The sequence below is a fragment of the Lachnospira eligens genome (assembly GCF_009680455.1).
Taxonomy (GTDB): domain Bacteria; phylum Bacillota; class Clostridia; order Lachnospirales; family Lachnospiraceae; genus Lachnospira; species Lachnospira eligens_A.
The window spans coordinates 101,745-121,800 of record NZ_WKRD01000008.1; the positions used below are offsets into that span (position 1 = coordinate 101,745).

At 38.3% G+C, this 20,056-nt stretch carries 18 protein-coding genes; 15 read left to right on the top strand and 3 right to left on the bottom strand.

Annotation, left to right across the window (positions count from 1 at the left end):
• Positions 1-13: 13 nt before the first annotated feature.
• Positions 14-859, top strand: coding sequence for a sulfate ABC transporter permease subunit CysW (gene cysW, locus GKE48_RS11155; protein ID WP_154301094.1), 846 nt, complete (start codon positions 14-16; stop codon positions 857-859).
• 32 nt (positions 860-891) lie between these two features.
• Positions 892-1,980 carry an ABC transporter ATP-binding protein gene (locus tag GKE48_RS11160; protein ID WP_022099032.1) on the top strand — a complete coding sequence of 363 codons (1,089 nt, stop codon included), beginning with the start codon at positions 892-894 and terminating at the stop codon, positions 1,978-1,980.
• Between the two features lie 60 nt (positions 1,981-2,040).
• On the opposite strand, the gene GKE48_RS11165 is transcribed toward GKE48_RS11160, so the two are convergent.
• Entirely contained in the window at positions 2,041-4,152 is a 2,112-nt protein-coding gene (locus GKE48_RS11165) for a methyl-accepting chemotaxis protein (protein WP_154301095.1), read from the bottom strand.
• Between the two features lie 1,059 nt (positions 4,153-5,211).
• Between GKE48_RS11165 and GKE48_RS11170 the strand changes: the two genes are divergently transcribed.
• Complete coding sequence (locus GKE48_RS11170) at positions 5,212-6,951, top strand: carbon starvation CstA family protein (RefSeq protein WP_012740102.1); 1,740 nt, start codon at positions 5,212-5,214, stop codon at positions 6,949-6,951.
• Between the two features lie 45 nt (positions 6,952-6,996).
• Here the strand turns inward: GKE48_RS11170 and GKE48_RS11175 are convergent, their stop codons facing one another.
• Together GKE48_RS11175 and GKE48_RS11180 are read right to left on the bottom strand one after the other, a co-directional pair.
• A complete protein-coding gene (locus GKE48_RS11175; protein ID WP_154301096.1) occupies positions 6,997-8,232 on the bottom strand; it encodes a glycoside hydrolase family 28 protein in 1,236 nt (411 codons plus the stop codon).
• Between the two features lie 41 nt (positions 8,233-8,273).
• Positions 8,274-8,777, bottom strand: a complete 504-nt coding sequence (locus tag GKE48_RS11180; protein WP_154301097.1) for a hypothetical protein — start codon at positions 8,775-8,777, stop codon at positions 8,274-8,276.
• Positions 8,778-8,968: 191 nt separating this feature from the next.
• Here GKE48_RS11180 and GKE48_RS11185 point away from each other — a divergent pair, with 191 nt between their 5' ends.
• From GKE48_RS11185 to GKE48_RS11240, 12 genes are all read left to right on the top strand, one after another.
• Positions 8,969-9,304: a PadR family transcriptional regulator gene (locus GKE48_RS11185; RefSeq protein WP_012740099.1), complete on the top strand. Its 336-nt coding sequence runs from the start codon at positions 8,969-8,971 to the stop codon at positions 9,302-9,304.
• The gene (locus tag GKE48_RS11190; protein ID WP_012740098.1) at positions 9,305-10,297 is read left to right on the top strand and encodes a hypothetical protein; all 993 of its coding nucleotides are present in this window, start codon (positions 9,305-9,307) and stop codon (positions 10,295-10,297) included.
• 209 nt (positions 10,298-10,506) lie between these two features.
• Positions 10,507-11,049, top strand: coding sequence for a stage V sporulation T C-terminal domain-containing protein (locus tag GKE48_RS11195; RefSeq protein ID WP_012740097.1), 543 nt, complete (start codon positions 10,507-10,509; stop codon positions 11,047-11,049).
• Between the two features lie 24 nt (positions 11,050-11,073).
• A complete protein-coding gene (locus GKE48_RS11200; protein ID WP_012740096.1) occupies positions 11,074-11,313 on the top strand; it encodes an RNA-binding S4 domain-containing protein in 240 nt (79 codons plus the stop codon).
• Positions 11,314-11,387: 74 nt separating this feature from the next.
• Positions 11,388-11,672, top strand: coding sequence for a sporulation protein YabP (gene yabP, locus GKE48_RS11205; RefSeq protein ID WP_012740095.1), 285 nt, complete (start codon positions 11,388-11,390; stop codon positions 11,670-11,672).
• Positions 11,669-12,106 carry a spore cortex biosynthesis protein YabQ gene (gene yabQ / locus GKE48_RS11210; protein ID WP_022099038.1) on the top strand — a complete coding sequence of 146 codons (438 nt, stop codon included), beginning with the start codon at positions 11,669-11,671 and terminating at the stop codon, positions 12,104-12,106. Before yabP ends, yabQ begins: the two co-directional genes overlap by 4 nt.
• Before the next feature lie 7 nt (positions 12,107-12,113).
• Positions 12,114-12,443, top strand: coding sequence for an FtsB family cell division protein (locus GKE48_RS11215; RefSeq protein WP_012740093.1), 330 nt, complete (start codon positions 12,114-12,116; stop codon positions 12,441-12,443).
• Positions 12,444-12,567: 124 nt separating this feature from the next.
• Positions 12,568-13,680 carry a PP2C family protein-serine/threonine phosphatase gene (locus GKE48_RS11220; RefSeq protein WP_055216342.1) on the top strand — a complete coding sequence of 371 codons (1,113 nt, stop codon included), beginning with the start codon at positions 12,568-12,570 and terminating at the stop codon, positions 13,678-13,680.
• Between the two features lie 12 nt (positions 13,681-13,692).
• Positions 13,693-15,153: a tRNA lysidine(34) synthetase TilS gene (tilS, locus tag GKE48_RS11225; protein WP_154301098.1), complete on the top strand. Its 1,461-nt coding sequence runs from the start codon at positions 13,693-13,695 to the stop codon at positions 15,151-15,153.
• Between the two features lie 33 nt (positions 15,154-15,186).
• Positions 15,187-15,723 carry a hypoxanthine phosphoribosyltransferase gene (gene hpt / locus GKE48_RS11230; RefSeq protein ID WP_012740090.1) on the top strand — a complete coding sequence of 179 codons (537 nt, stop codon included), beginning with the start codon at positions 15,187-15,189 and terminating at the stop codon, positions 15,721-15,723.
• A 17-nt stretch (positions 15,724-15,740) separates the two neighbouring features.
• On the top strand, positions 15,741-17,609 hold the full coding sequence (gene ftsH / locus GKE48_RS11235) for an ATP-dependent zinc metalloprotease FtsH (RefSeq protein WP_022099042.1): 1,869 nt from the start codon (positions 15,741-15,743) through the stop codon (positions 17,607-17,609).
• A 256-nt stretch (positions 17,610-17,865) separates the two neighbouring features.
• On the top strand, positions 17,866-19,980 hold the full coding sequence (locus GKE48_RS11240) for a glycoside hydrolase family 13 protein (protein ID WP_154301099.1): 2,115 nt from the start codon (positions 17,866-17,868) through the stop codon (positions 19,978-19,980).
• The last annotated feature ends 76 nt before the right edge of the window (positions 19,981-20,056 follow it).

Sequence of the window (20,056 nt, forward strand, 5' to 3'; positions counted from 1 at the left end):
AAGGGGTTAGTGTATGAACATCAGAAAAGATTCAGGTCTGTTAAAATGGATTCTAATAGGTATAAGTGTGTTGTTTTTATTTGTGATGCTTATTCTGCCCCTCAGCTATGTAATGTACACAGCATTTTCTAAGGGCATAAAGGTGTTTCTGGCAGCAGTTACCGACAAATACGCGCTTCATTCAATTAAGCTGACAATAGAGGTTTCGCTTATTGCGGTTGTGTGCAACACATTTTTCGGAATATTTGCTTCATGGCTTATTACGAAATTCCAGTTTAAGGGCAAGAAGATTATATCTGCTTTAATAGATTTACCACTCACAGTTTCACCGATTATAGCAGGTCTTATATATGTGCTTACATTCGGTAGACAGAGTTTTATATATCCATACCTTAAGGCTATGGGAGTAAGAATTATATTCGCAGTTCCGGGTATCGTGCTTGCGACTATATTTGTAACGTTTCCATTCATATCAAGGGAGCTGATACCGGTTCTTACCTCGCAGGGAACTGACGAGGAGGAGGCCGCAGCGCTTATGGGTGCCAATGGCTGGACTATATTCTGGAAGGTTACATTCCCGCATATCAAATGGCCGCTTCTCTACGGTATTGTACTGTGTACAGCGAGAGCTATGGGGGAGTTTGGCGCGGTATCCGTTCTTTCAGGACATTTGCGCGGAAGAACTAACACGATGCCGTTGTATATTGAACTTCTGTATCAGGGATATGATTTTACAGGAGCATTTGCAGTGTCAGCAATTCTTGTGCTGATGGCGGTTATTATACTTGTGCTTCGAAGTGTACTTGAATACAAGGGACAGCAGGCAGCTAAGGCAGAGAAAGGGCAGCAGGAAGGATAGAAACGCACTACAACAGAAAGGCGGAACAGATTATGGCAGATTTACAGCAGGATACAGAGAAATATGTAGAGCTTCGTAATATCAATAAGACATATGGCACATTTAAAGCTTCGAATAATATTAATCTTGGAATAGGGAAGGGCAAGCTTATTGCACTGCTTGGACCTAGCGGAAGCGGCAAAACTACAATCTTAAGAATGATAGCAGGTCTTGAGACTGCGGATTCAGGTGATATTATTATTGACGGCAAGGTTGTTAATGATGTGCCGGCAAGTAAGCGTGGAATAGGTTTTGTTTTCCAGAACTACGCACTTTTCAGATATATGACAGTGTATGATAACATTGCATTTGGATTAAAGGTCAATAAATGGAAAAAATCGGACATTAAGAAACGTGTTGATGAGCTTATTGAGCTTGTCGGACTTTCAGGCATGGCGAAAAGATACCCTAGCCAGTTATCAGGTGGACAGAGACAGAGAGTAGCATTTGCAAGGGCATTAGCACCTAATCCGGAGCTTCTGCTTCTTGATGAACCATTTGCAGCAATTGATGCGAAGGTAAGACAGGAATTAAGAAGCTGGCTTCGTGATATGATTACAAAGGTTGGAATCACAAGTATATTCGTAACACATGACCAGGATGAGGCAATTGAGGTTGCTGATGAAATTATTGTCACTAACAAGGGACATATAGAGCAGATTGGAACGCCAAGACAGATATACAGAGAGCCTGAGACAGCATTTATGGCGGAATTCATGGGACATCCGGTACATGTTGACCGGATTAATAAGATTAAAGGTTTTAACCAGCTTGACGATTCTGTTAAGGCGGTATTAAGACCTGAGAATGTCAACATCACAAGGCTTGATGAGAAAGTTGATTCAGCCGCTTCTGTTGAGAAGGGCGTGGTTGTAGGTAAGCTTTTCATGGGAAAGGAAGTCGAGATAACTGTCAATGTCAACGGCATAGAGGTTGTCGGGACAAGAAATGTAGAGGAAGCTCCGATAAAGAAGGGTGAGGAAGTAAATGTATTTATTCACAGGGCATTTACTTACGGCGCAGATGGAATTGTCAACATTGTTGAAAATGCAAATAAGTTCGAAGACTGGATGGTTATCTAGAATATACAAAATGGAGAAAAGCTGATTAATATGCTTTTCTCCATTTTATGATTTTAGTTATTATTTTTTTTGAGTCCGTATCATTTGCTCTACATATTCCATAATGTAGTAGTTATCCTCTGGCATCTGGCAGCCTACTATGTAGATGCCGTCATTATCAGAACATCTTATAATCTGACCCTCTAATACAGAATGTGCAGGCAAATCAAAATTATCAATTGAAACAGTAATGATTTTGCCTTTGTTATTAGAGAAAAATCTGTCTTTTGAGAGAAATGCAAAACCATTGGCACTCAGATTATCAAGTTTTCCTTCAAATGTTTCGTCTGTACCCTTTACTGTAATTGTACAGTGATTATTCATATCAATTCTAGGATATTTACGACGGTTAAGAATCTGCGGTCTTGTTGTGATTGTAACAATGCCCGTTGTTGCAGATGCTTTTTTGTCAGCTGCAATCTTAGCGTTTTCCCAATGGTATATTACATTTTCAACTGTTACTAACATGTCACATTCAATTGCTGAATTAACTGCAGGCAGTGCCTTCTCAAGTTCAAGAGTTATGCTGTTGTCATTATGTGTCTTAATGGTTCCGTGATATTCAACATTTTCACCATGAGTACCTTTAAGGATTGCGGATGCCTTCATGCCTGTCTTAATATCCTCAATACCCATGAAACCGCCAACACCAAGTTCACACATAAGAGCCTGTATTGTATTTTCCATGGTATTGATATTAGTAGCACTTTCGTCATATTTACTTACAATACGGCTGCTGATATCTCTTGAATTAGTTATGCACTCTGTCATGGTATCAACTATATCTGATACTTGGGACATGTTGCTTACAAGCTGCTTGTTAGCAGATTCAACATCTTTAATGGCTGTATCAATAATATGTATATGGTCTTCAATCTGAGTAGAATCAGATGTGATAAGACTGATACTTTCACTTGTCTGTTTAATCTTGTCAAGAGTAACCTGTATAAGTGATAAAGTCTCTCCAATAGAAGAAAGCATTTTATCGGAGATTACAGCAAGACGGTCTAATGCACTCTGTATTTCACTGGAAGAGGTCTTAGTTTCTGTGCTTAATGCACGAATCTGTTCAGCTACAACAGCAAAGCCTTTACCTGCATCCCCGGCTCTTGCAGCTTCAATAGAAGCATTGAGGGCAAGAAGATTGGTCTGGCTGGATATATTGTCGATAGCACTTGTCTGGTCTTTAACGGTCTTGAATTCTGATTCAAAATCATGCAGGATATGCTCAACCTCTGAAGAAAGCTCAGACATTGTAGTTGCTGTTGTAATAAGGTTTTCAAGGTCGCTTGAGCTTGTGTATGCATGCTCCTGTGACTCAGAAGTAAGGCTTACCATATCGTCAATAAGCTGAGCAACATGTTCTACCTGTGAGCTTATGTCAGTTGTCATATCAGTGGAAGAAGCAGTATGGCTTCTTAAATCTTCATTATTGCTTGAAAGTTCGTTCATGCCAAGCATGATAACATCAGAACCATGCTTATTCTCTGAAGCCAGTTCGCGTACAACAGTAATTCCACTCATAATAGAATTACTTGAAGTCTTAACCTTCTCAACGGTTGAAACAACTCTGTCAAGATCAGCTTTAATGCTTCCATTCAAAGCACCATCGGATTCATTAAGGTGTCTGATAGACATAACATAGCAGATGTAACATAAAAGAAGACATGCAACCTGTAACTGGTAATTCTTCATATCTGCATCAGACCTGCATCCGAGAACAACATATCTGTACACATCACTGACAATAACAGAGAGTACATTAGCAATACCGCAGTTAATCATGAATTTCTTGTTCTTATATAGAACGAGAAGACTCATAACCGGGAGAATATATGTGAATGAAATCGGAGAATCAGTTGTGCATATTACAAATGTATAGAAAATACCATAACCAATAACAAGACATAATCTGTACGCATCAGTTGCTTTTCCCTTGATTCTGAAAAATAATTCTCCAATAAAGAAAGGTATCCAGCAAAGTGCAACAAATATTATGTAGCTGCTTTTTGGATAGATTCCATTAGCTGCATCAGTACCATAATTGGCGGTCAAAAGGAGTGAGAAAACAAGCCATATCCGACGGGCTTTAATATTAGCCTTGGCTTTAAAAACATTAGCATCGTAGTTCATAGAATAATCTCCTATAAAATATAAAATTGTTAAGTTAGTGAAGTATTTTATCACGAAAATAAACTATCTCTATTTTATAGCAAATATTTACTATTTTCAACAAGAATATCTTAAATATGGGGGGAAAATATAGGGAGAATGTGATACCGATAGGTAGTCGCATTTTGAAACATCTTATAGGTAGAAAACAAATATGACTATAATATTAGAATGAAAATCAACCTATCAAAGCATAATATTATGCAAGCTTATAGGAAATTTCTGCTAAGAGCGGAACGAAAGAATAGTCTCAGACAGTAAAAGAAGAAAAATTTACCTATAGGATGATTGATTTATATGAATATATAGGAGAGACTGATAAAATATATGTGGGCTGATTATAAATTTCTGATTAAACAGAGAAATATAATTACCTGGTTATATTTACTCAGGCGGTTTTACATAATAATCAAAAGGTAGATTTACTTAATAATATTAAAGTGTTCTGGCTGTGTATAAACAGAAACGTATCAGAAGATGTTAATTTTATTAAGAAATTTAAGCTTTTTTAAGAAATGTTTAATTTTCTTATTGACAAATTATCCGTAAAGGAATATTTTAATGTACAAATCAACAGTCAAATGCGAAGAACAGGAAATGACTTCTTCATATCACCGCTCACAGAAAGCCGTCAGTTGATGAGAGATGGCAGCAAGGAATGATTAAGCCCTCACCTGCGAGCAGTTCTGGTGAAAGACAGGCAGATGTCTAGTAGTTGGAACCGGTACCCATCGTTAAAAGGGCATGCCATAAGAGATGAATATACCAAGTGGCAGTAGAGTGGTCGGAGTATCCGGCAAGCAAAGTGGTAACGCGGAAGTAGAAATAATATACCTTCGTCTTTGCACATAATCCAGTAATGGATTAGTGCATCGACGAAGGTTTTTTTGTGCGAGCACCGCGACAATGTCAGAACGCAGTTCTGACATATGAGCTACGAGCTATGGAAGCACTGAGAATCATAGCACCGCTTCCACTGCGTTTGACTGGTGAAATATATTTTTATAGGAGAGAGACATTATGAACACATTAGTAATCGTGCTTATCGCGGCAGTTGTACTTTTTGGTGCATACATGGTTTATGGCCGTTGGTTAGCAAAGAAATGGGGTATCGACCCTAAGGCAGAGACACCAGCCGTTAAATATAACGACGGTAAGGATTTCGTTCCAACTAATGGCTGGACAGTTTTCAGTCATCAGTTCTCATCAATCGCAGGAGCAGGTCCTGTAACAGGTGCTATTCAGGCAGCAGCATTTGGATGGTTACCAGTTTTACTCTGGATCCTCATCGGTGGTGTATTCTTCGGAGCAGTTACAGACTTTGGTGCACTTTATGCTTCAGTTAAGAATGAAGGTAAGTCAATGGGTATGATCATTGAGAAGTACATCGGTAAGTTTGGCCGTAAGATTTTCTTACTTTTCTGCTGGTTATTCACACTTATCGTTATTGCAGCATTTGCAGATATGGTTGCAGGTACATTTAATGCTTACACAGTAAATGCTGATGGTGCTACTGTTTTATCAGCAGCAGCTAAGACAAATGGTTCAGCTGGTATGGTATCTATCATGTTTATGGTATTTGCCGTAGTATTCGGTCTTATCCAGAAGAAGTTAAATCTTTCAGGCTGGAAAGAAGCAGTACTTGGTATTGTGTTTATTATCGCAGCATTTGCTGTTGGTATGTTCTTCCCACTTGAGTTCAACAAAGATGTATGGAGTTATATCACATTTGTATATATCTTCTTCGCTGCAGTTATGCCAATGTGGTTAATGAAGCAGCCTCGTGACTATATGACAACATTCATGTTCATCTGCATGATCGTAGGTGCAGCAGTTGGTCTTGTAGTTGCACATCCTTCAATGAATCTTCCTGTATATACAGGATTCAATAATGCAAAGCTTGGAACAATGTTCCCAATTCTTTTCGTAACTGTTGCCTGCGGTGCTGTTTCTGGTTTCCACAGCCTTGTATCTTCTGGTACATCTTCTAAGACAGTTGAGAACGAGAAGGATATGCTTAAGGTTGGTTACGGCGCAATGGTACTTGAGAGTTTACTTGCAGTACTTGCCCTTTGTGTTGCTGGTGCAGCTGCCACTAACGGAGCGCTTCCAGCTAAGACACCATTCGCAATCTTCAGTAGTGGTGTAGCAGGATTCTTTGAAATGTTTGGTGTTCCAGTACATTTTGCAACAGTATTCATGACAATGTGTGTATCTGCTCTTGCTCTTACATCACTTGATGCAGTTGCCCGTATCGGTCGTATGAGTTTCCAGGAACTCTTCAGCGTAGATGATATGGAACATGCAGAAGGATGGAGAAAGTTATTGTGCAATACATACTTCTCAACAATCGTAACATTAGTATGTGGATTCATCCTTACTAAGATTGGATATGCAAATATCTGGCCATTATTTGGTTCAGCTAACCAGTTATTAAGCGCTCTTGTAATTCTTACACTCTGCGTATTCTTAAAGGTTACAGGACGAAGCAACAAAATGCTTTTCCCTCCTCTTATCATCATGCTTTGTGTAACATTTACAGCACTTGTACAGAGAACAATTGCAATGGTTAAGGCTATCAAGTTAGCAGCTTCTGTTACAATTCCTGCTGGACAGACATCTTGGGGAAGCGTATTCATCGCTAACGGACTTCAGCTTATAATTGCTATACTCCTTATTGTACTTGGTGTAATCATCGTAGTTAACTCAGTAAAGAGCTATGCAAAGAGCGAGAAGAACTCTGAGAAGACAGTAGCTTAATTGGTAAATATAATAAGCTATACATAATAAAATATACCGGGGCAGTTATTCTGCTCCGGTATGTTTTGTCTTATCGGAAGGTGTTCCGATTTCTTCTATTATATTGTCGTCAATCTGGATATCTGCGAGAGTGTATTGTTTTGGTGCTTCTTTTATGTTGCGGAAAACGTTACAAGTGCAGGTACTCTTTCTTATTATAATATGTCTTGCAATGGAGGCTGGTATATCTGCGCAGCCTTTATTATCATAGAACTGTGTCCATGGGTTGATGTTTATGAAGTTAAATATCTGTCCTCTGATATCTTCCAATGTAATATATTCATATATCTGTGGCGTGTCGGGACGCATTTTCAGCCAGAGCAGATTGTAACCTGAGTCGACCTTGATGTGACGCATTATTATATTCTTATTGTGTATGGATTCTGAGCCGCATGTAAGGCATCCATGGCAGAATTCAAATGTGCAGTCCTCAATAATTATGCGTTCATTAGCACCATTGTCCGGGTCGTTGTCAGCAAATGGTCCTTTGCCGCCTTTTAAAGCAACTGCGTCATCATTTACATTAATTGTGCAGCCTTTAATAAGAATATCAGTGCAGGCGTCAATGTCTATTGCGTCAGTGCTAGGTGCTTTGACAGGCGCAGAGGGGCTTGTAATGCGGCAGTTAAGGTAACGTACATGAGAACATCTATATAGGTGATTAGTCCAGAACTGCGAATTACAAATGTGCAATCCGGCAACAGTAACATTGGTACAGCCTGACATATAGATAAGCCTTGCACGCTGTTCGTCTTTGTTGGTGCAGTCGGGATTCCAGGTTCTTCGCTGCCAGAAGGCTTTCCAGCTTCGTAAGCCGTTACCGTCTATCGTTCCATTACCGCACAATGTAAAGCCATCGATTCCAGAAGCGTTGATAAGTGCAGTAAAATACTGACAGGTTTCACCTTCTATTCTTGTTTCACAGACCGGATAATCGCTGATGTCGTCACTTCCCTTAAGTGTTGCATCGTCTTCAATATATAGATTAACTCCCTGTCTGAAAAATAAAGCTCCAGTCATGTATGTACCATGCGGAATAACGATTACACCGCCACCAGCATTGTATACAAGGTCTATCAGCTTCTGGAAATTATCAGTGTATATTCTGCCATCATCATGTATACCATAATCTGTAATAATATATTGCTTTCCCAGTTTGGTGAGTTCTGGAATGCTGGTATTGTGAAACCAGCCATCAACAGGAGTTCCGTCTGGGAAAATGTCTGAATGTATAGTGTCCATATATATAACTCCGTTTTTATTTGTTAAAAACTGTATTCCTTTTAAGCTTCCTGCATCAGAATACTCACAAGATTCTTGTATCTTTTGGTTTTCTCGATTATGTCGTCCTGCATGACACCATAATATATGAATATGTCACGCAAAATTTTGTTAAATTCCTTAATTGAGGACTTCTTTCCGGTCACGCCGCCTGTAATATAACCAGTGGTAGTTTCTATTTCAATATCCATATGTGCGTCATTATCCTCACGCACATACAGAAACAGGTTAATTTCGCTATTCATGTCATGCTTTATCTGCTTATACATGAATTTATATTCAGCAGAATTTCTGTCAGCTTCCTTAAATCCCCATTGTTCCTGAACATACTGACATACTTCCTCAATTGCATGATTATCGTCAAAAGAAATGCTTTTTTCTACCTCAGCTTTTTTTCTTTCATAAAGCATTTTCTTAAACTTATATGCAAAACTGGTTTTCCGGTTTCTTTTAACATATGCCGATGTTGGTCCATCAAAATTATCATAATCATTTACCCCATTCATAAATGAACCTCCAATATAACTTCATATTAATATGATAAAGGTATCGCGGGTAAATCACAATATTTTTATAAGAAAAAAATATTGACATAGTGTGTGACATACAGTATGATGAATTAAAATGATAGTGTGTGTGACACACTACAATCTGATGAATATTGTTGATTTGGATAATTAAGAAGGGAAGAGATTGAATGAATTGCGATGAAATTGTTTCAGGACTGATTCTGGAATTTCGAAGAGGAACACTTATCATGGTAGTGTTAGCACAGCTAAACAAGCCGATGTATGGGTATTCACTTATAAAAGAATTAGAAGGAAAGGGGATTTCAATAGAAGGGAATACTTTATATCCGCTACTGAGAAGACTGGAAAGTCAGGGACTTTTAAAAAGTGAATGGGAAACAGATGAAACGAAGCCGAGAAAGTATTACATCATTACAGAAGATGGAAAACTGGTTTATAAAAAAATTAAAGCACACTGGGAAAAATTTTCCCAGTCAATTAATGCTCTTATGGAGGTGGAATAAATGGTGAAAAATGATTTGATTGAAAGATATGTTTATGCAGTTACAAAATATATGAAGGCTGATTTGAAAAAAGATGTATCGGCAGAATTAGAGACAATAATACAAGATATGCTAGAGGAACGATGCGGAGATGTTATGCCAACTGAACATGATATCAGAGTTGTTCTGACAGAACTGGGAACTCCGGCAGAACTTGCTTCGAAATACAAGAGTGAAACACAGGATTGTTTAATTGGTCAGCCTTATTACAATCTGTATGTGTATGTACTGAAAATTGTAACGGCATGTGTTATCGGGGGGATGTTACTCGCACAGATTATGGCAGCAGTGATATCGCATACTATCTGGTATATAGCCATATTCAGGATTATAGGTGGAATTTTTGGCGGTGTATTGACAGGATTTGCATTTGTTACATTGTTGTTTGCGTTCTTCTATAAAAGAGGAATTAAGGTGGAAGGTTTAAGTAATGGGATAGATAATCTGCCGCCTGTTCCACAGAAAACGAATCAGATTTCAAAAGCAGATTCAATTATTGGAATTATCTTTTCAGTTATATTTACTCTTGTATTTCTTGTTTGTCCGCAGATTATATGTATTGCTTTTGTAAAGAATGGTGTCAGTGTGTATGAACCGCTCTTTAATCTGGAATACATCAGACAAACATGGTATCTGATTCTTGCATTTGGTATCTTAGGTATTGCAAAAGAAAGTGTGAAACTTATTGATGGAAGCTATACCCAAAGAGTAATGATTGTTACAATTATTACCAATCTTATTGATGGTTTATTAACATTCATTTGGTTGTTAAACGGAAGAATTATGAATTCTGCATTTTTTGATGGAGTTGAGCAGTTATTCGGAGAAAATGCAGAAATGATTTCGAAAATTTTTATGCATTTTAATAAGCTGTTCCTGGCAATTATTATTTTTGCATTAGCAATTAACTGTATTGAGACAGTTGTGAAATCAGTTAAATATAGCAGGAAATAAGGTAAGAATATAGCAGTTTGTATATATTATTTGCAGACAGTATAATAAACATTACAGAGCGGTTTCAAAAAATGAAAAAATTTAAACTTTTGAAACTGGGGGCCATATGAAAATTATTACATGAGATGCATAATTCTTCCTGTTTTCCACATACTACCCATACATTATAAATTATGGAAAGTATGTAAGAATCGGGAGGAATTATTAATATGAAAGCCACAGGAATTGTAAGAAGGATAGATGATTTAGGCAGAATTGTCATTCCAAAGGAGATAAGAAGGACACTTCATATAAGGGAAACTGACCCGATGGAGATATTTACGGATGCTGAGGGGCAGATTATTCTGAAAAAATATTCACCAATAGGAGATATTAGCACATTTGCAGGAAAATATGCAGAATCACTGTCGGATGCGACCGGAATGACAGTATGTATAACTGACAGGGAACAGGTTATTGCTGCATCAGGTGACGATAAGAAGAATCTGATGAATAAGCCTGTCACAAAGGAGCTTAATCAGGCAATGGAGGGAAGATGTACCATTGCTGCAGGTGAAGGAGAGGATGGATTTGTGAAAGTCACTGATGAGGCGCAGTTTAAGCAGGAAATTATGTATCCGATAATATGTCAGGGAGATGTTTTAGGTACTGTGCTTATGATGTCTATTGACATGAAGCCAAAGTTTACAGATAATGAAAAGAAAATGGTAAAGACGGCAGCTAACTTTTTAGGAAAGCATATGGAGTCGTAGAAAGAGAAGATTAAGGAGAAGAACATGAGATTAGATAAATATTTAAAAGTATCAAGACTTATAAAGAGAAGGACTGTTGCCAACGATGCATGTGATGCAGGAAGAGTAATGGTTAATGACAAGGTTGTGAAGGCATCTTATGATGTTAAAGTCGGAGACATTATTGAAATCCAGTTTGGTAACAAGAATGTAAGAGCAAGGGTTACAGATGTCAAGGATACTGTTAAGAAAGAAGAAGCAAAGGAAATGTTTGAATATCTTTAATTCAAAGTACCTGTAATCATATATTATGGTCATGCATATATTCTCATATAACGGAATATCTATAAGGAGGGTATATGGAGGAAAAGGTAAGGGTGAAGCGTCCACACAGGCTGAATATGGAGGACAGGAAAAGAATTGATTTTACAGGAATAACAGATGTAGTGTCATTTGATCCGGTTAAGGTTGTACTTGAATCTGATTATGGGCATATTACAATCAAAGGGGAAGGACTGCATGTTAACAGGCTTTCTGTCGAGAAGGGTGAATTAGACCTTGACGGAAGAGTGGATTCTGTATGTTATTCGGAGGCTGGCATGAAGAATAAGCAGGATTCGTTCATGAGCAGGCTTCTTCGATGATTAATGAGATTATATATTGGGAGCTTTATGCACTTGTGGTAAGCTTCTTTAATGGTGTTCTGCTTGCATGGATATACGATAATATAAGGGCTTTCAGACGAATTGTACGACATAAAACAGTTGTTTTTATGAGTGTGGAAGATATTATATATGGAATATATGCCGGATTAAGTGTATTTGTGATGTGCTTTAAGGTTGCAGACGGAATTATCCGCGGATTCATAATTATGGGGATTGCTGTGGGGGCATTTCTGTATTTTAAGTTTTTAAGCAGTTTTTATATAAGGTGGTCAGTAAGAATTATAAAAATTTTACTAAAACCGGCATGTTTTATATTGAAAAATGTGGTGCGTATTATTACAATACCAGTAAGAAGCCTTAAAATGTATATGAAACGCAGGAAAGATATGGGTAAGAAGGAAGCACAAGGGTGAGGAATATATGAAATTAGAATCTAGAAGAGAGCGTGCAGAAAGGCTTAAGAAGCAGAGAAGGTCAACGCTGGCAGGAATGATTATTGCAATTATTGTTGTCGTGGCACTTGGCGTTGTTCTGTGGAGAGGCAAGGCAGGACTTGAAGAAAAGAATGCTGATTATCAGGCTCAGATTACAGAGTTACAATCCAAGATTGATGACGAGAATAAAAGAAGTGATGAATTGTCTGAATATGAGAAGTATGTCAAGACAAAGAAGTTCGTTGAGGAGATTGCCAAGAATAAATTCGGGCTTATATATCCTGACGAACTGGTGTTTAAGCCTAATAACAAGTAAAATTCATACCAAATATTATGTCGGAGCTGGAAGATTTTTTGAATCTTTCATGCTTCGACATTTTATTTATAAGCAGTCATATATACTTCACATTGGTGTAGTGCCGGAAAGGAAGTGGATATGAATGAAAAATACATATAAAGATGCCGGATATACTTATACTATTAACCGTCTGCAGGAAACAGCCAGAACATTCAGAAATCTTGGAGATGCATATGGAGAAACTAATCAGAAGCAGACGGGTTTTAAAAGACAATTGATTCTGGCTGCAGATATATTAGAGGAATGTGTTGCAATGAATCTTGATGCTAAAGCGCCGGATAAACAGGAGCGCAGGGAATTTGAGCGTAAATGTATGGCAATGGGGATATCTGTTAAGGATATAAAACTGGTTGACGGAAAGAGGCGTGAGATACTTGTAACTGCGAAAACATTTATGAAGGGGTGTGTGTCTGAGCGTGTATTAAGAGAAACAGTGAGCAGTGTATTTAAGGCAAAATTCTTTTCTAATCAGGACAACAGGGTGATTATAAATGAAGAACCGGACCAGTATGTGTTCTATCAGGAGAATCGTTTCAGGATTCTTTCAGGTATGGCGAGAAAATGTAAAGAGGAAGAGAATACAAGTGGGGATAACTTCCTGTTAAAGAAGCTGAACTGTGGAAAAATGGTTGCAGCAATTGCAGATGGCTGTGGAAGTGGTAAAAGGGCATTTGCAGAGAGCCGTATGGTGATTGAACTTATGGAAAACTGCATTGAAGCAGGATTCGAGGAAAAGACAGCGATTGATCTTATTAATTCTGCGTATATTGCGGGAACTACATTTAACAATCCTGTAACTATGGATATGAGTATTATTGACTGTCAGGCGGGAGTTATTAACTGTATTAAACTTGGAGCTGTATCCACATTTATAAAAAGAGATAACTGGGTTGAGATTATTAAGTCAACAACGCTTCCGATGGGAGTGTTAGAACAGGTGGACTACGATTGTACGACTAAAAAGCTTTATGATGGTAATTATATTATAATGATAAGTGATGGTGTGCTTGATAATCTGTCTGGAATTAATAAGGAGGAACAGATGGTGGAGATTATTAATAATATAAATGTAAAGAAGCCGGCAGGCATTGCGAAAAAGATTCTTGAGGAGTCCCTGAAGAATAATAATATGGAGGCTTTTGATGACTGTACAGTTATGGTACTGGGAGTGTTTGACACTTATGTGAACGTATAATATAATTCTCGCATGAATGAAATTATAGATAAGATTTACAGATATATTGAACAGAATAATATGCTTACGGACTGCGAAAGAGTGGTTGTCGGTCTTTCAGGCGGCGCGGATTCTGTGTGTCTGCTTATGGTGCTTAAGGGGTATATAGAGAGGAAGCATCTACAGACAGAATTATGTGTGGTGCATGTCAATCATGGCATAAGGCAGGAGGCAGGAGATGATGAGGAGTTTGCCAGAATCTTGTGTGAACGCATGGGTGTTGAATTCATGGCGTATCATATAGATGCCGCCGGCCTTGCAAAGCAGCTTGGAATGAGTGTTGAGGAAGCAGGAAGGAAAGAACGGTACCGTATATTCAATGAGGCATGTAAAGGGCGTAATGCAAGGATTGCGGTTGCACACCATATGAATGACCAGGCAGAAACAGTTCTTATGAATCTTTCCCGAGGAACTTCACTTAAAGGAATAGGTGGAATCAGACCGGTAAGGGATAATATTATAAGACCTCTGCTTTCAGTGACGAGAGCTGAGGTTGAGGAAGTACTTAAAGACTTTAACCAGCCATATGTTACTGATGCAACGAATCTGTGCAATGATTATACGCGTAATTCTTTAAGAAATGTTGTTATTCCGTACATGACAGAAAAGGTTAATGCACACACTGTTGAAAATATTGCTGATGCAGCAGAGGAGCTGCAGAAGAATTTTGATTTTATTGAGGCAGAGGCCAAAAAGGCTTATGATAAGTATGTATATGTGGGAGATACGGTGGTTTTAAGGCTTTATGGGGAGGAGTTTGCAGGACTTCATGAGGTCATAAGAAAGAGAGTTATCTACAAGGCAGTACATGCACTTACACAGACAGCAAAGGATATATATAAGGTTCATGTGAATGCTGTAGATGAGCTTATACGAAAACAGGTTGGCAGCAGTGCAGATATATGTTATGGACTGTGTGCGGTAAAAGGGTATGAGGATATCACAATAAGCAGGAAAAATGTGGCATCTCGGATACAGGTTTCTTCGGACCTCATACATGTACTTACGCCGCAGGAGCTTAAAAGACTTAATTCAGGTGAAAATATTACCATAGAAGAAAACATTTATTATAATAATGATGGCAAGACGGAATTAAGAAAGGTGCATATTGTAATTTCACTTCATTCTAATTATGAAAAAAACAGAAATTACGCTAATAGTTGCTATGCGAAATCCTTTGATTATGATAAAATACAAGGAAAGCTCTGCATAAGACACCGTACTGATGGCGACAGGATTGTTGTGAACAGGGCGGGAACATGGCGCAAGCTGAAAAAAGAATTCATTGACCGTAAAGTACCTGCCGATATGAGAGATAATGTGCTTGTTGTTTCTGATGATTCGGGAGTTTTATGGGCTGTCGGGGTAAGAAGAAGTGAGTGCGCCCTGATCGATGATGAAACAAGGAATGTGCTGGATATAACTATACAATAGAGTGAATATTAAGATTGACAAAGGAGAGAAACGATGAAAGAACCATTTATCAGTGTGCTTATATCTGAGGAAAAGCTGAATGAAAGGATTGCACAGCTTGGAGAGCAGATAAGTAAAGACTATGAGGGTAAGGAGGTTAAACTTATCTGTATTCTTAAGGGAAGTATTATATTTACATGCGAGCTTGCCAAGAGAATTACTGTACCTGTTAAGTTTGATTTTATGCAGGTGTCAAGTTATGGAAGCGGGACATCATCAAGCGGTCAGATTAAGATTAAGAAGGATCTTGATGAGAGCATTGAGGGAGAGCATGTAATTGTTATTGAGGATATTATCGATTCAGGTAATACTCTTGCAAGACTTATGCCTATGTTAGAGGAGAGAAAGCCGGCAGATATATGTATATGTACTCTGCTTGATAAGCCGGAAAGAAGAGAGGTTGAGGTGGATGTTAAGTATAATGGCTTTAACATTCCTGATGAATTCGTTGTCGGTTATGGACTTGATTATGACCAGAGCTATAGAAACCTTCCTTTTGTAGGAGTTTTACACCTTGACGAAGAGGCATAATTAATAAGGAGGAAGTGATGGATACTAAGAAAAAAAGGTCTGGAGGATTTGGAAGCATTTTCTTCATGATTATTATAATTGGTATTGTCTGGGCTGTTATCGCACAGATGAGCCAGAGAACAAGTAATTATAAGTATAAGGATTTTGAATCTGATTTAAAGAGCGGCAGGATTACAGATGTTGTTATAAGTCAGAATGCAGAAGTCCCAACAGGTACACTTACAATTACATTCACTGATGGAAGCAGGGATACTCTTAATGTATCTGATGTTGTTTCTGTACAGCAAAAGCTTGATGATAAAAATATTACATATACTGTAAGGGATGTTAAAAGAGACAGTGTATGGATGACAACTATTCTGCCATTTGGTATGTGTCTTATCGTTGTTGTAGCACTTATGCTGATGATGACTAGACAGGCTGGTGGTGGCGGTAATGCCAAGATGATGAATTTTGGTAAGAGCCGTGCAAGAATGATAAGTGGTGATGCCAATAAGGTTACATTCAAGGATGTGGCAGGGCTTAATGAAGAGAAAGAAGAACTGGAAGAAATCGTTGATTTCCTTAAAGATCCTGTAAAGTACACTAACCTTGGAGCGAGAATTCCTAAGGGAGTTATTCTTACAGGCCCTCCGGGAACAGGTAAGACTTTACTTGCAAAGGCTGTAGCCGGTGAGGCAGGAGTACCTTTCTTTAGCATATCAGGTTCTGATTTTGTTGAGATGTTCGTTGGTGTCGGTGCATCAAGAGTAAGGGATATGTTTGAGGAAGCTAAGAAGAATGCACCTTGTATCATATTTATTGATGAGATTGATGCTGTTGCAAGACGAAGAGGAACCGGCATGGGTGGCGGACATGATGAGAGAGAGCAGACTCTTAACCAGATGCTCGTAGAGATGGATGGTTTCGGAGTTAATGAAGGAATTATCGTTATGGCGGCTACTAACAGAGTTGATATTCTTGATCCTGCTATATTAAGACCGGGTCGTTTCGACAGAAAGGTAGTAGTAGGAAGACCTGATGTAAGAGGACGTCTTGAGATTCTTAATGTTCATGCAGCCAAGAAGCCTTTAGGTGATGATGTTGACCTTGATAGCCTTGCAAGAACTACAGCAGGCTTTACAGGTGCAGACCTTGAGAATATTCTTAATGAAGCTGCCATTAATGCGGCTAAGAGCAAGAGAAAGTTCATTACTAATGCGGATGTCAACTATGCATTTGTAAAAGTTGGTATCGGTGTTGAGAAGAGAAGCAAGATTATATCAGAGAAAGAAAAGAAGATTACTGCATATCATGAATCAGGACATGCAATTCTTTTCCATGTACTCCCTGATGTCGGACCTGTACACACTATATCTATTATTCCAACCGGAATGGGAGCAGCGGGATACACAATGCCACTTCCTGAGAAGGATGAGATGTTTAATACCAAGGGCAAGATGTTACAGAATATCATTGTAAGTCTTGGTGGACGAGTTGCTGAGGAGCTGATATTTGATGATATTACAACAGGTGCGTCACAGGATATCAAGCAGGCAACTGCGACAGCAAGAGATATGGTTACCAAGTATGGCTTCTCTGACAGACTTGGACTTATTAATTATGCAAGCAGTGATGAGGATGAGGTATTCATCGGAAGAGACCTTGCACATACAAGACCATATGGCGAGGATATTGCTACAGCCATTGATGAAGAGGTTAAGAATATTATTGATGACTGTTATGCACAGGCTAAGAAGATAATATCTGAGCATATGGATGTATTAGAGAAGAGTTCAGAACTTCTTCTTGAGAAAGAAAAGGTAACAAGAGAAGAATTTGAAGCACTTTTTGATAATGGAAGCGGTACAGATGATGATGGTATTATGGGAACAACAATTGTATAGTAAATATGCACAAATTTTTTGAATGAATTTAGTGATGTTTGTGAACACTTATTGAGGGAAATAAGATATTATAATTAATGTAAAAACCCCCAATACATTATAGATAAAGCAGTAATGCTTATCGAAAAGAAATACCTTCTCTGAAAAAGGCAGTCACCCCATGGCTGCCTTTTTTGCTGTTTAAAAATCCTTTTCACTTGCTAAAATGTACTTTTAGATATAAAATCAGAATAGTATATGCTAAGGAGGATTCTCTATGAGAATAACCGGGGAAATGGGAAACTTAGCTGCCTGGGAAAAAAGACTTTTTTATATGTGCAGTGCAAGACCAACGCTACACCCAAGAGCGTTGTTTTCGGATGTTACAAGTGATTACAGAAGTCCGGCAGAGCCAGTGCCAGGTGATGAGGTGACCATAAGGCTGCGTACTGGAAGATATAATGTAGATAAAGCATATCTAGTTGTGGATAATGTTGAACATGTTATGACAAGAGTAAGATCAGAGAGCATGTTTGATTATTATGAGGCTAAGATTAATGTCGGAACCGACAAAATATATTATTATTTTAAGGTAGAGCTTGGCAGAACAGTGTGTTATTACAATCAGATTGGGGCGATTAAAGATCTTAATCCGTATTATAATTTCCAGATTACACCAGGATTTAAGACACCTGAGTGGGCAAAGGGTGCAGTTATGTACCAGATATTTGTAGACAGATTCTATAATGGCGATAAGAGTAATGATGTGCTTGATGATGAATATAATTATATTGGAGAGCATGTCTGTCAGGTTAAGGACTGGAATAAGTATCCTGCCCAGATGGGAATAAGGGAGTTTTACGGAGGAGACCTCAAGGGTGTACTTGACAAACTGGATTATCTTGAGGGATTAGGAATAGAAGTTATATATTTTAACCCGTTATTTGTATCACCATCTAATCATAAGTATGATATACAGGATTACGATTATATTGACCCACATTTTGGAGTTATTGTCGATGATGAGGGTGAAGTGCTTAAAGAAGGTGACACGGATAATACCCATGCTACAAGATATATTAACAGAGTTACAAGAAAATCAAACCTTGAAGCCAGCAATGAATTTTTTGCAAAGGTTGTGCAGGAGATTCATGCAAGAGGCATGAAGGTTATTATAGATGGTGTGTTTAACCACTGTGGTTCGTTCAATAAGTGGCTGGATAAGGAACACATTTACAGAGACAGTACTGATGAATATGCTCCGGGAGCTTTCGAAAGGTATGAAAGCCCATATCATAATTTCTTTAAATTTTATTCTAACCAGTGGCCTGATAATAACTCATATGATGGCTGGTGGGGACATGATACTCTTCCTAAGCTTAATTATGAAGGATCTAAGGAACTTGAGGAGTATATTCTTTCTATTGGAAGAAAATGGGTTTCTGCGCCATACAATGTTGATGGCTGGAGACTTGATGTGGCGGCTGACTTAGGATATAGTCCTGAATATAACCATTATTTCTGGAAGAGATTCCGGGAAGAGGTTAAGAAGGCTAATCCTGATGCTATTATTCTTGCAGAACATTATGGCGATTCATATGAATGGCTGCAGGGTGATCAATGGGATACCATCATGAATTATGATGCTTTTATGGAGCCTGTTACATGGTTTCTTACAGGAATGGAAAAGCACAGTGATGAGGCAAGACCTGATTCATATGGTAATCCAGACTATTTTTTTGGTGCCATGCATCATAATATGGCAAGAATGGGCGGACAGAGTGTTGCAATATCTATGAATGAACTGTCTAATCATGATCATTCAAGGTTTTTAACAAGAACTAACAGGACAGTTGGAAGAACTAATACACTGGGACCTGAGGCTGCCAATAATAATGTCAACAAGGCAGTGTTTAAAGAGGCTGTTGTTATGCAGATGACATTACCAGGCGCGCCTACTGTATATTATGGCGATGAAGCAGGTGTGTGTGGATTCACTGATCCTGATAACAGAAGAACTTATCCATGGGGACATGAGGATACAGAACTGATTGATTTCCATAGGGTTGCAATAAAGATGCATAAAGAGAATGATGTATTAAGAAAAGGTTCATATAAGTCACTGTATTCAGCATATAATGTTGTTGCATATGGAAGGTTTACAAGTGATGACGCTGCAATCATTATTGTTAATAATAACGATGATGAGGTGAGAGCCAGAATTCCTGCGTGGGAAGTTGGTCTTGGTTTTGATGATGATGTTGAGCAGCTGTTGGTTACATTTGAAGGTGGATACAGTACAGACGGGCTTGGTTATCATCTTCAGAATGGCTGGCTTGATATTGGATTAAGAAAGACTTCAGCTGTGGTTCTTCATAAGATGAAGTGGTGATGCTGTATGTTGTATTTGCACAAGGGCAGGACTAATGTTATAATGCAATGAGACAGAATCGAAACAGAAAGGAATA

Excerpts from the sequence above, each read along its gene's own strand:
- cysW (WP_154301094.1), top strand. The coding sequence starts at position 14 with ATGAACATCAGAAAAGATTCAGGTCTGTTAAAATGGATTCTAATAGGT.
- GKE48_RS11160 (WP_022099032.1), top strand. The coding sequence starts at position 892 with ATGGCAGATTTACAGCAGGATACAGAGAAATATGTAGAGCTTCGTAAT.
- GKE48_RS11165 (WP_154301095.1), bottom strand. The coding sequence starts at position 4,152 with ATGAACTACGATGCTAATGTTTTTAAAGCCAAGGCTAATATTAAAGCC.
- GKE48_RS11170 (WP_012740102.1), top strand. The coding sequence starts at position 5,212 with ATGAACACATTAGTAATCGTGCTTATCGCGGCAGTTGTACTTTTTGGT.
- GKE48_RS11175 (WP_154301096.1), bottom strand. The coding sequence starts at position 8,232 with ATGGACACTATACATTCAGACATTTTCCCAGACGGAACTCCTGTTGAT.
- GKE48_RS11180 (WP_154301097.1), bottom strand. The coding sequence starts at position 8,777 with ATGAATGGGGTAAATGATTATGATAATTTTGATGGACCAACATCGGCA.
- GKE48_RS11185 (WP_012740099.1), top strand. The coding sequence starts at position 8,969 with ATGAATTGCGATGAAATTGTTTCAGGACTGATTCTGGAATTTCGAAGA.
- GKE48_RS11190 (WP_012740098.1), top strand. The coding sequence starts at position 9,305 with ATGGTGAAAAATGATTTGATTGAAAGATATGTTTATGCAGTTACAAAA.
- GKE48_RS11195 (WP_012740097.1), top strand. The coding sequence starts at position 10,507 with ATGAAAGCCACAGGAATTGTAAGAAGGATAGATGATTTAGGCAGAATT.
- GKE48_RS11200 (WP_012740096.1), top strand. The coding sequence starts at position 11,074 with ATGAGATTAGATAAATATTTAAAAGTATCAAGACTTATAAAGAGAAGG.
- yabP (WP_012740095.1), top strand. The coding sequence starts at position 11,388 with ATGGAGGAAAAGGTAAGGGTGAAGCGTCCACACAGGCTGAATATGGAG.
- yabQ (WP_022099038.1), top strand. The coding sequence starts at position 11,669 with ATGATTAATGAGATTATATATTGGGAGCTTTATGCACTTGTGGTAAGC.
- GKE48_RS11215 (WP_012740093.1), top strand. The coding sequence starts at position 12,114 with ATGAAATTAGAATCTAGAAGAGAGCGTGCAGAAAGGCTTAAGAAGCAG.
- GKE48_RS11220 (WP_055216342.1), top strand. The coding sequence starts at position 12,568 with ATGAAAAATACATATAAAGATGCCGGATATACTTATACTATTAACCGT.
- tilS (WP_154301098.1), top strand. The coding sequence starts at position 13,693 with ATGAATGAAATTATAGATAAGATTTACAGATATATTGAACAGAATAAT.
- hpt (WP_012740090.1), top strand. The coding sequence starts at position 15,187 with ATGAAAGAACCATTTATCAGTGTGCTTATATCTGAGGAAAAGCTGAAT.
- ftsH (WP_022099042.1), top strand. The coding sequence starts at position 15,741 with ATGGATACTAAGAAAAAAAGGTCTGGAGGATTTGGAAGCATTTTCTTC.
- GKE48_RS11240 (WP_154301099.1), top strand. The coding sequence starts at position 17,866 with ATGAGAATAACCGGGGAAATGGGAAACTTAGCTGCCTGGGAAAAAAGA.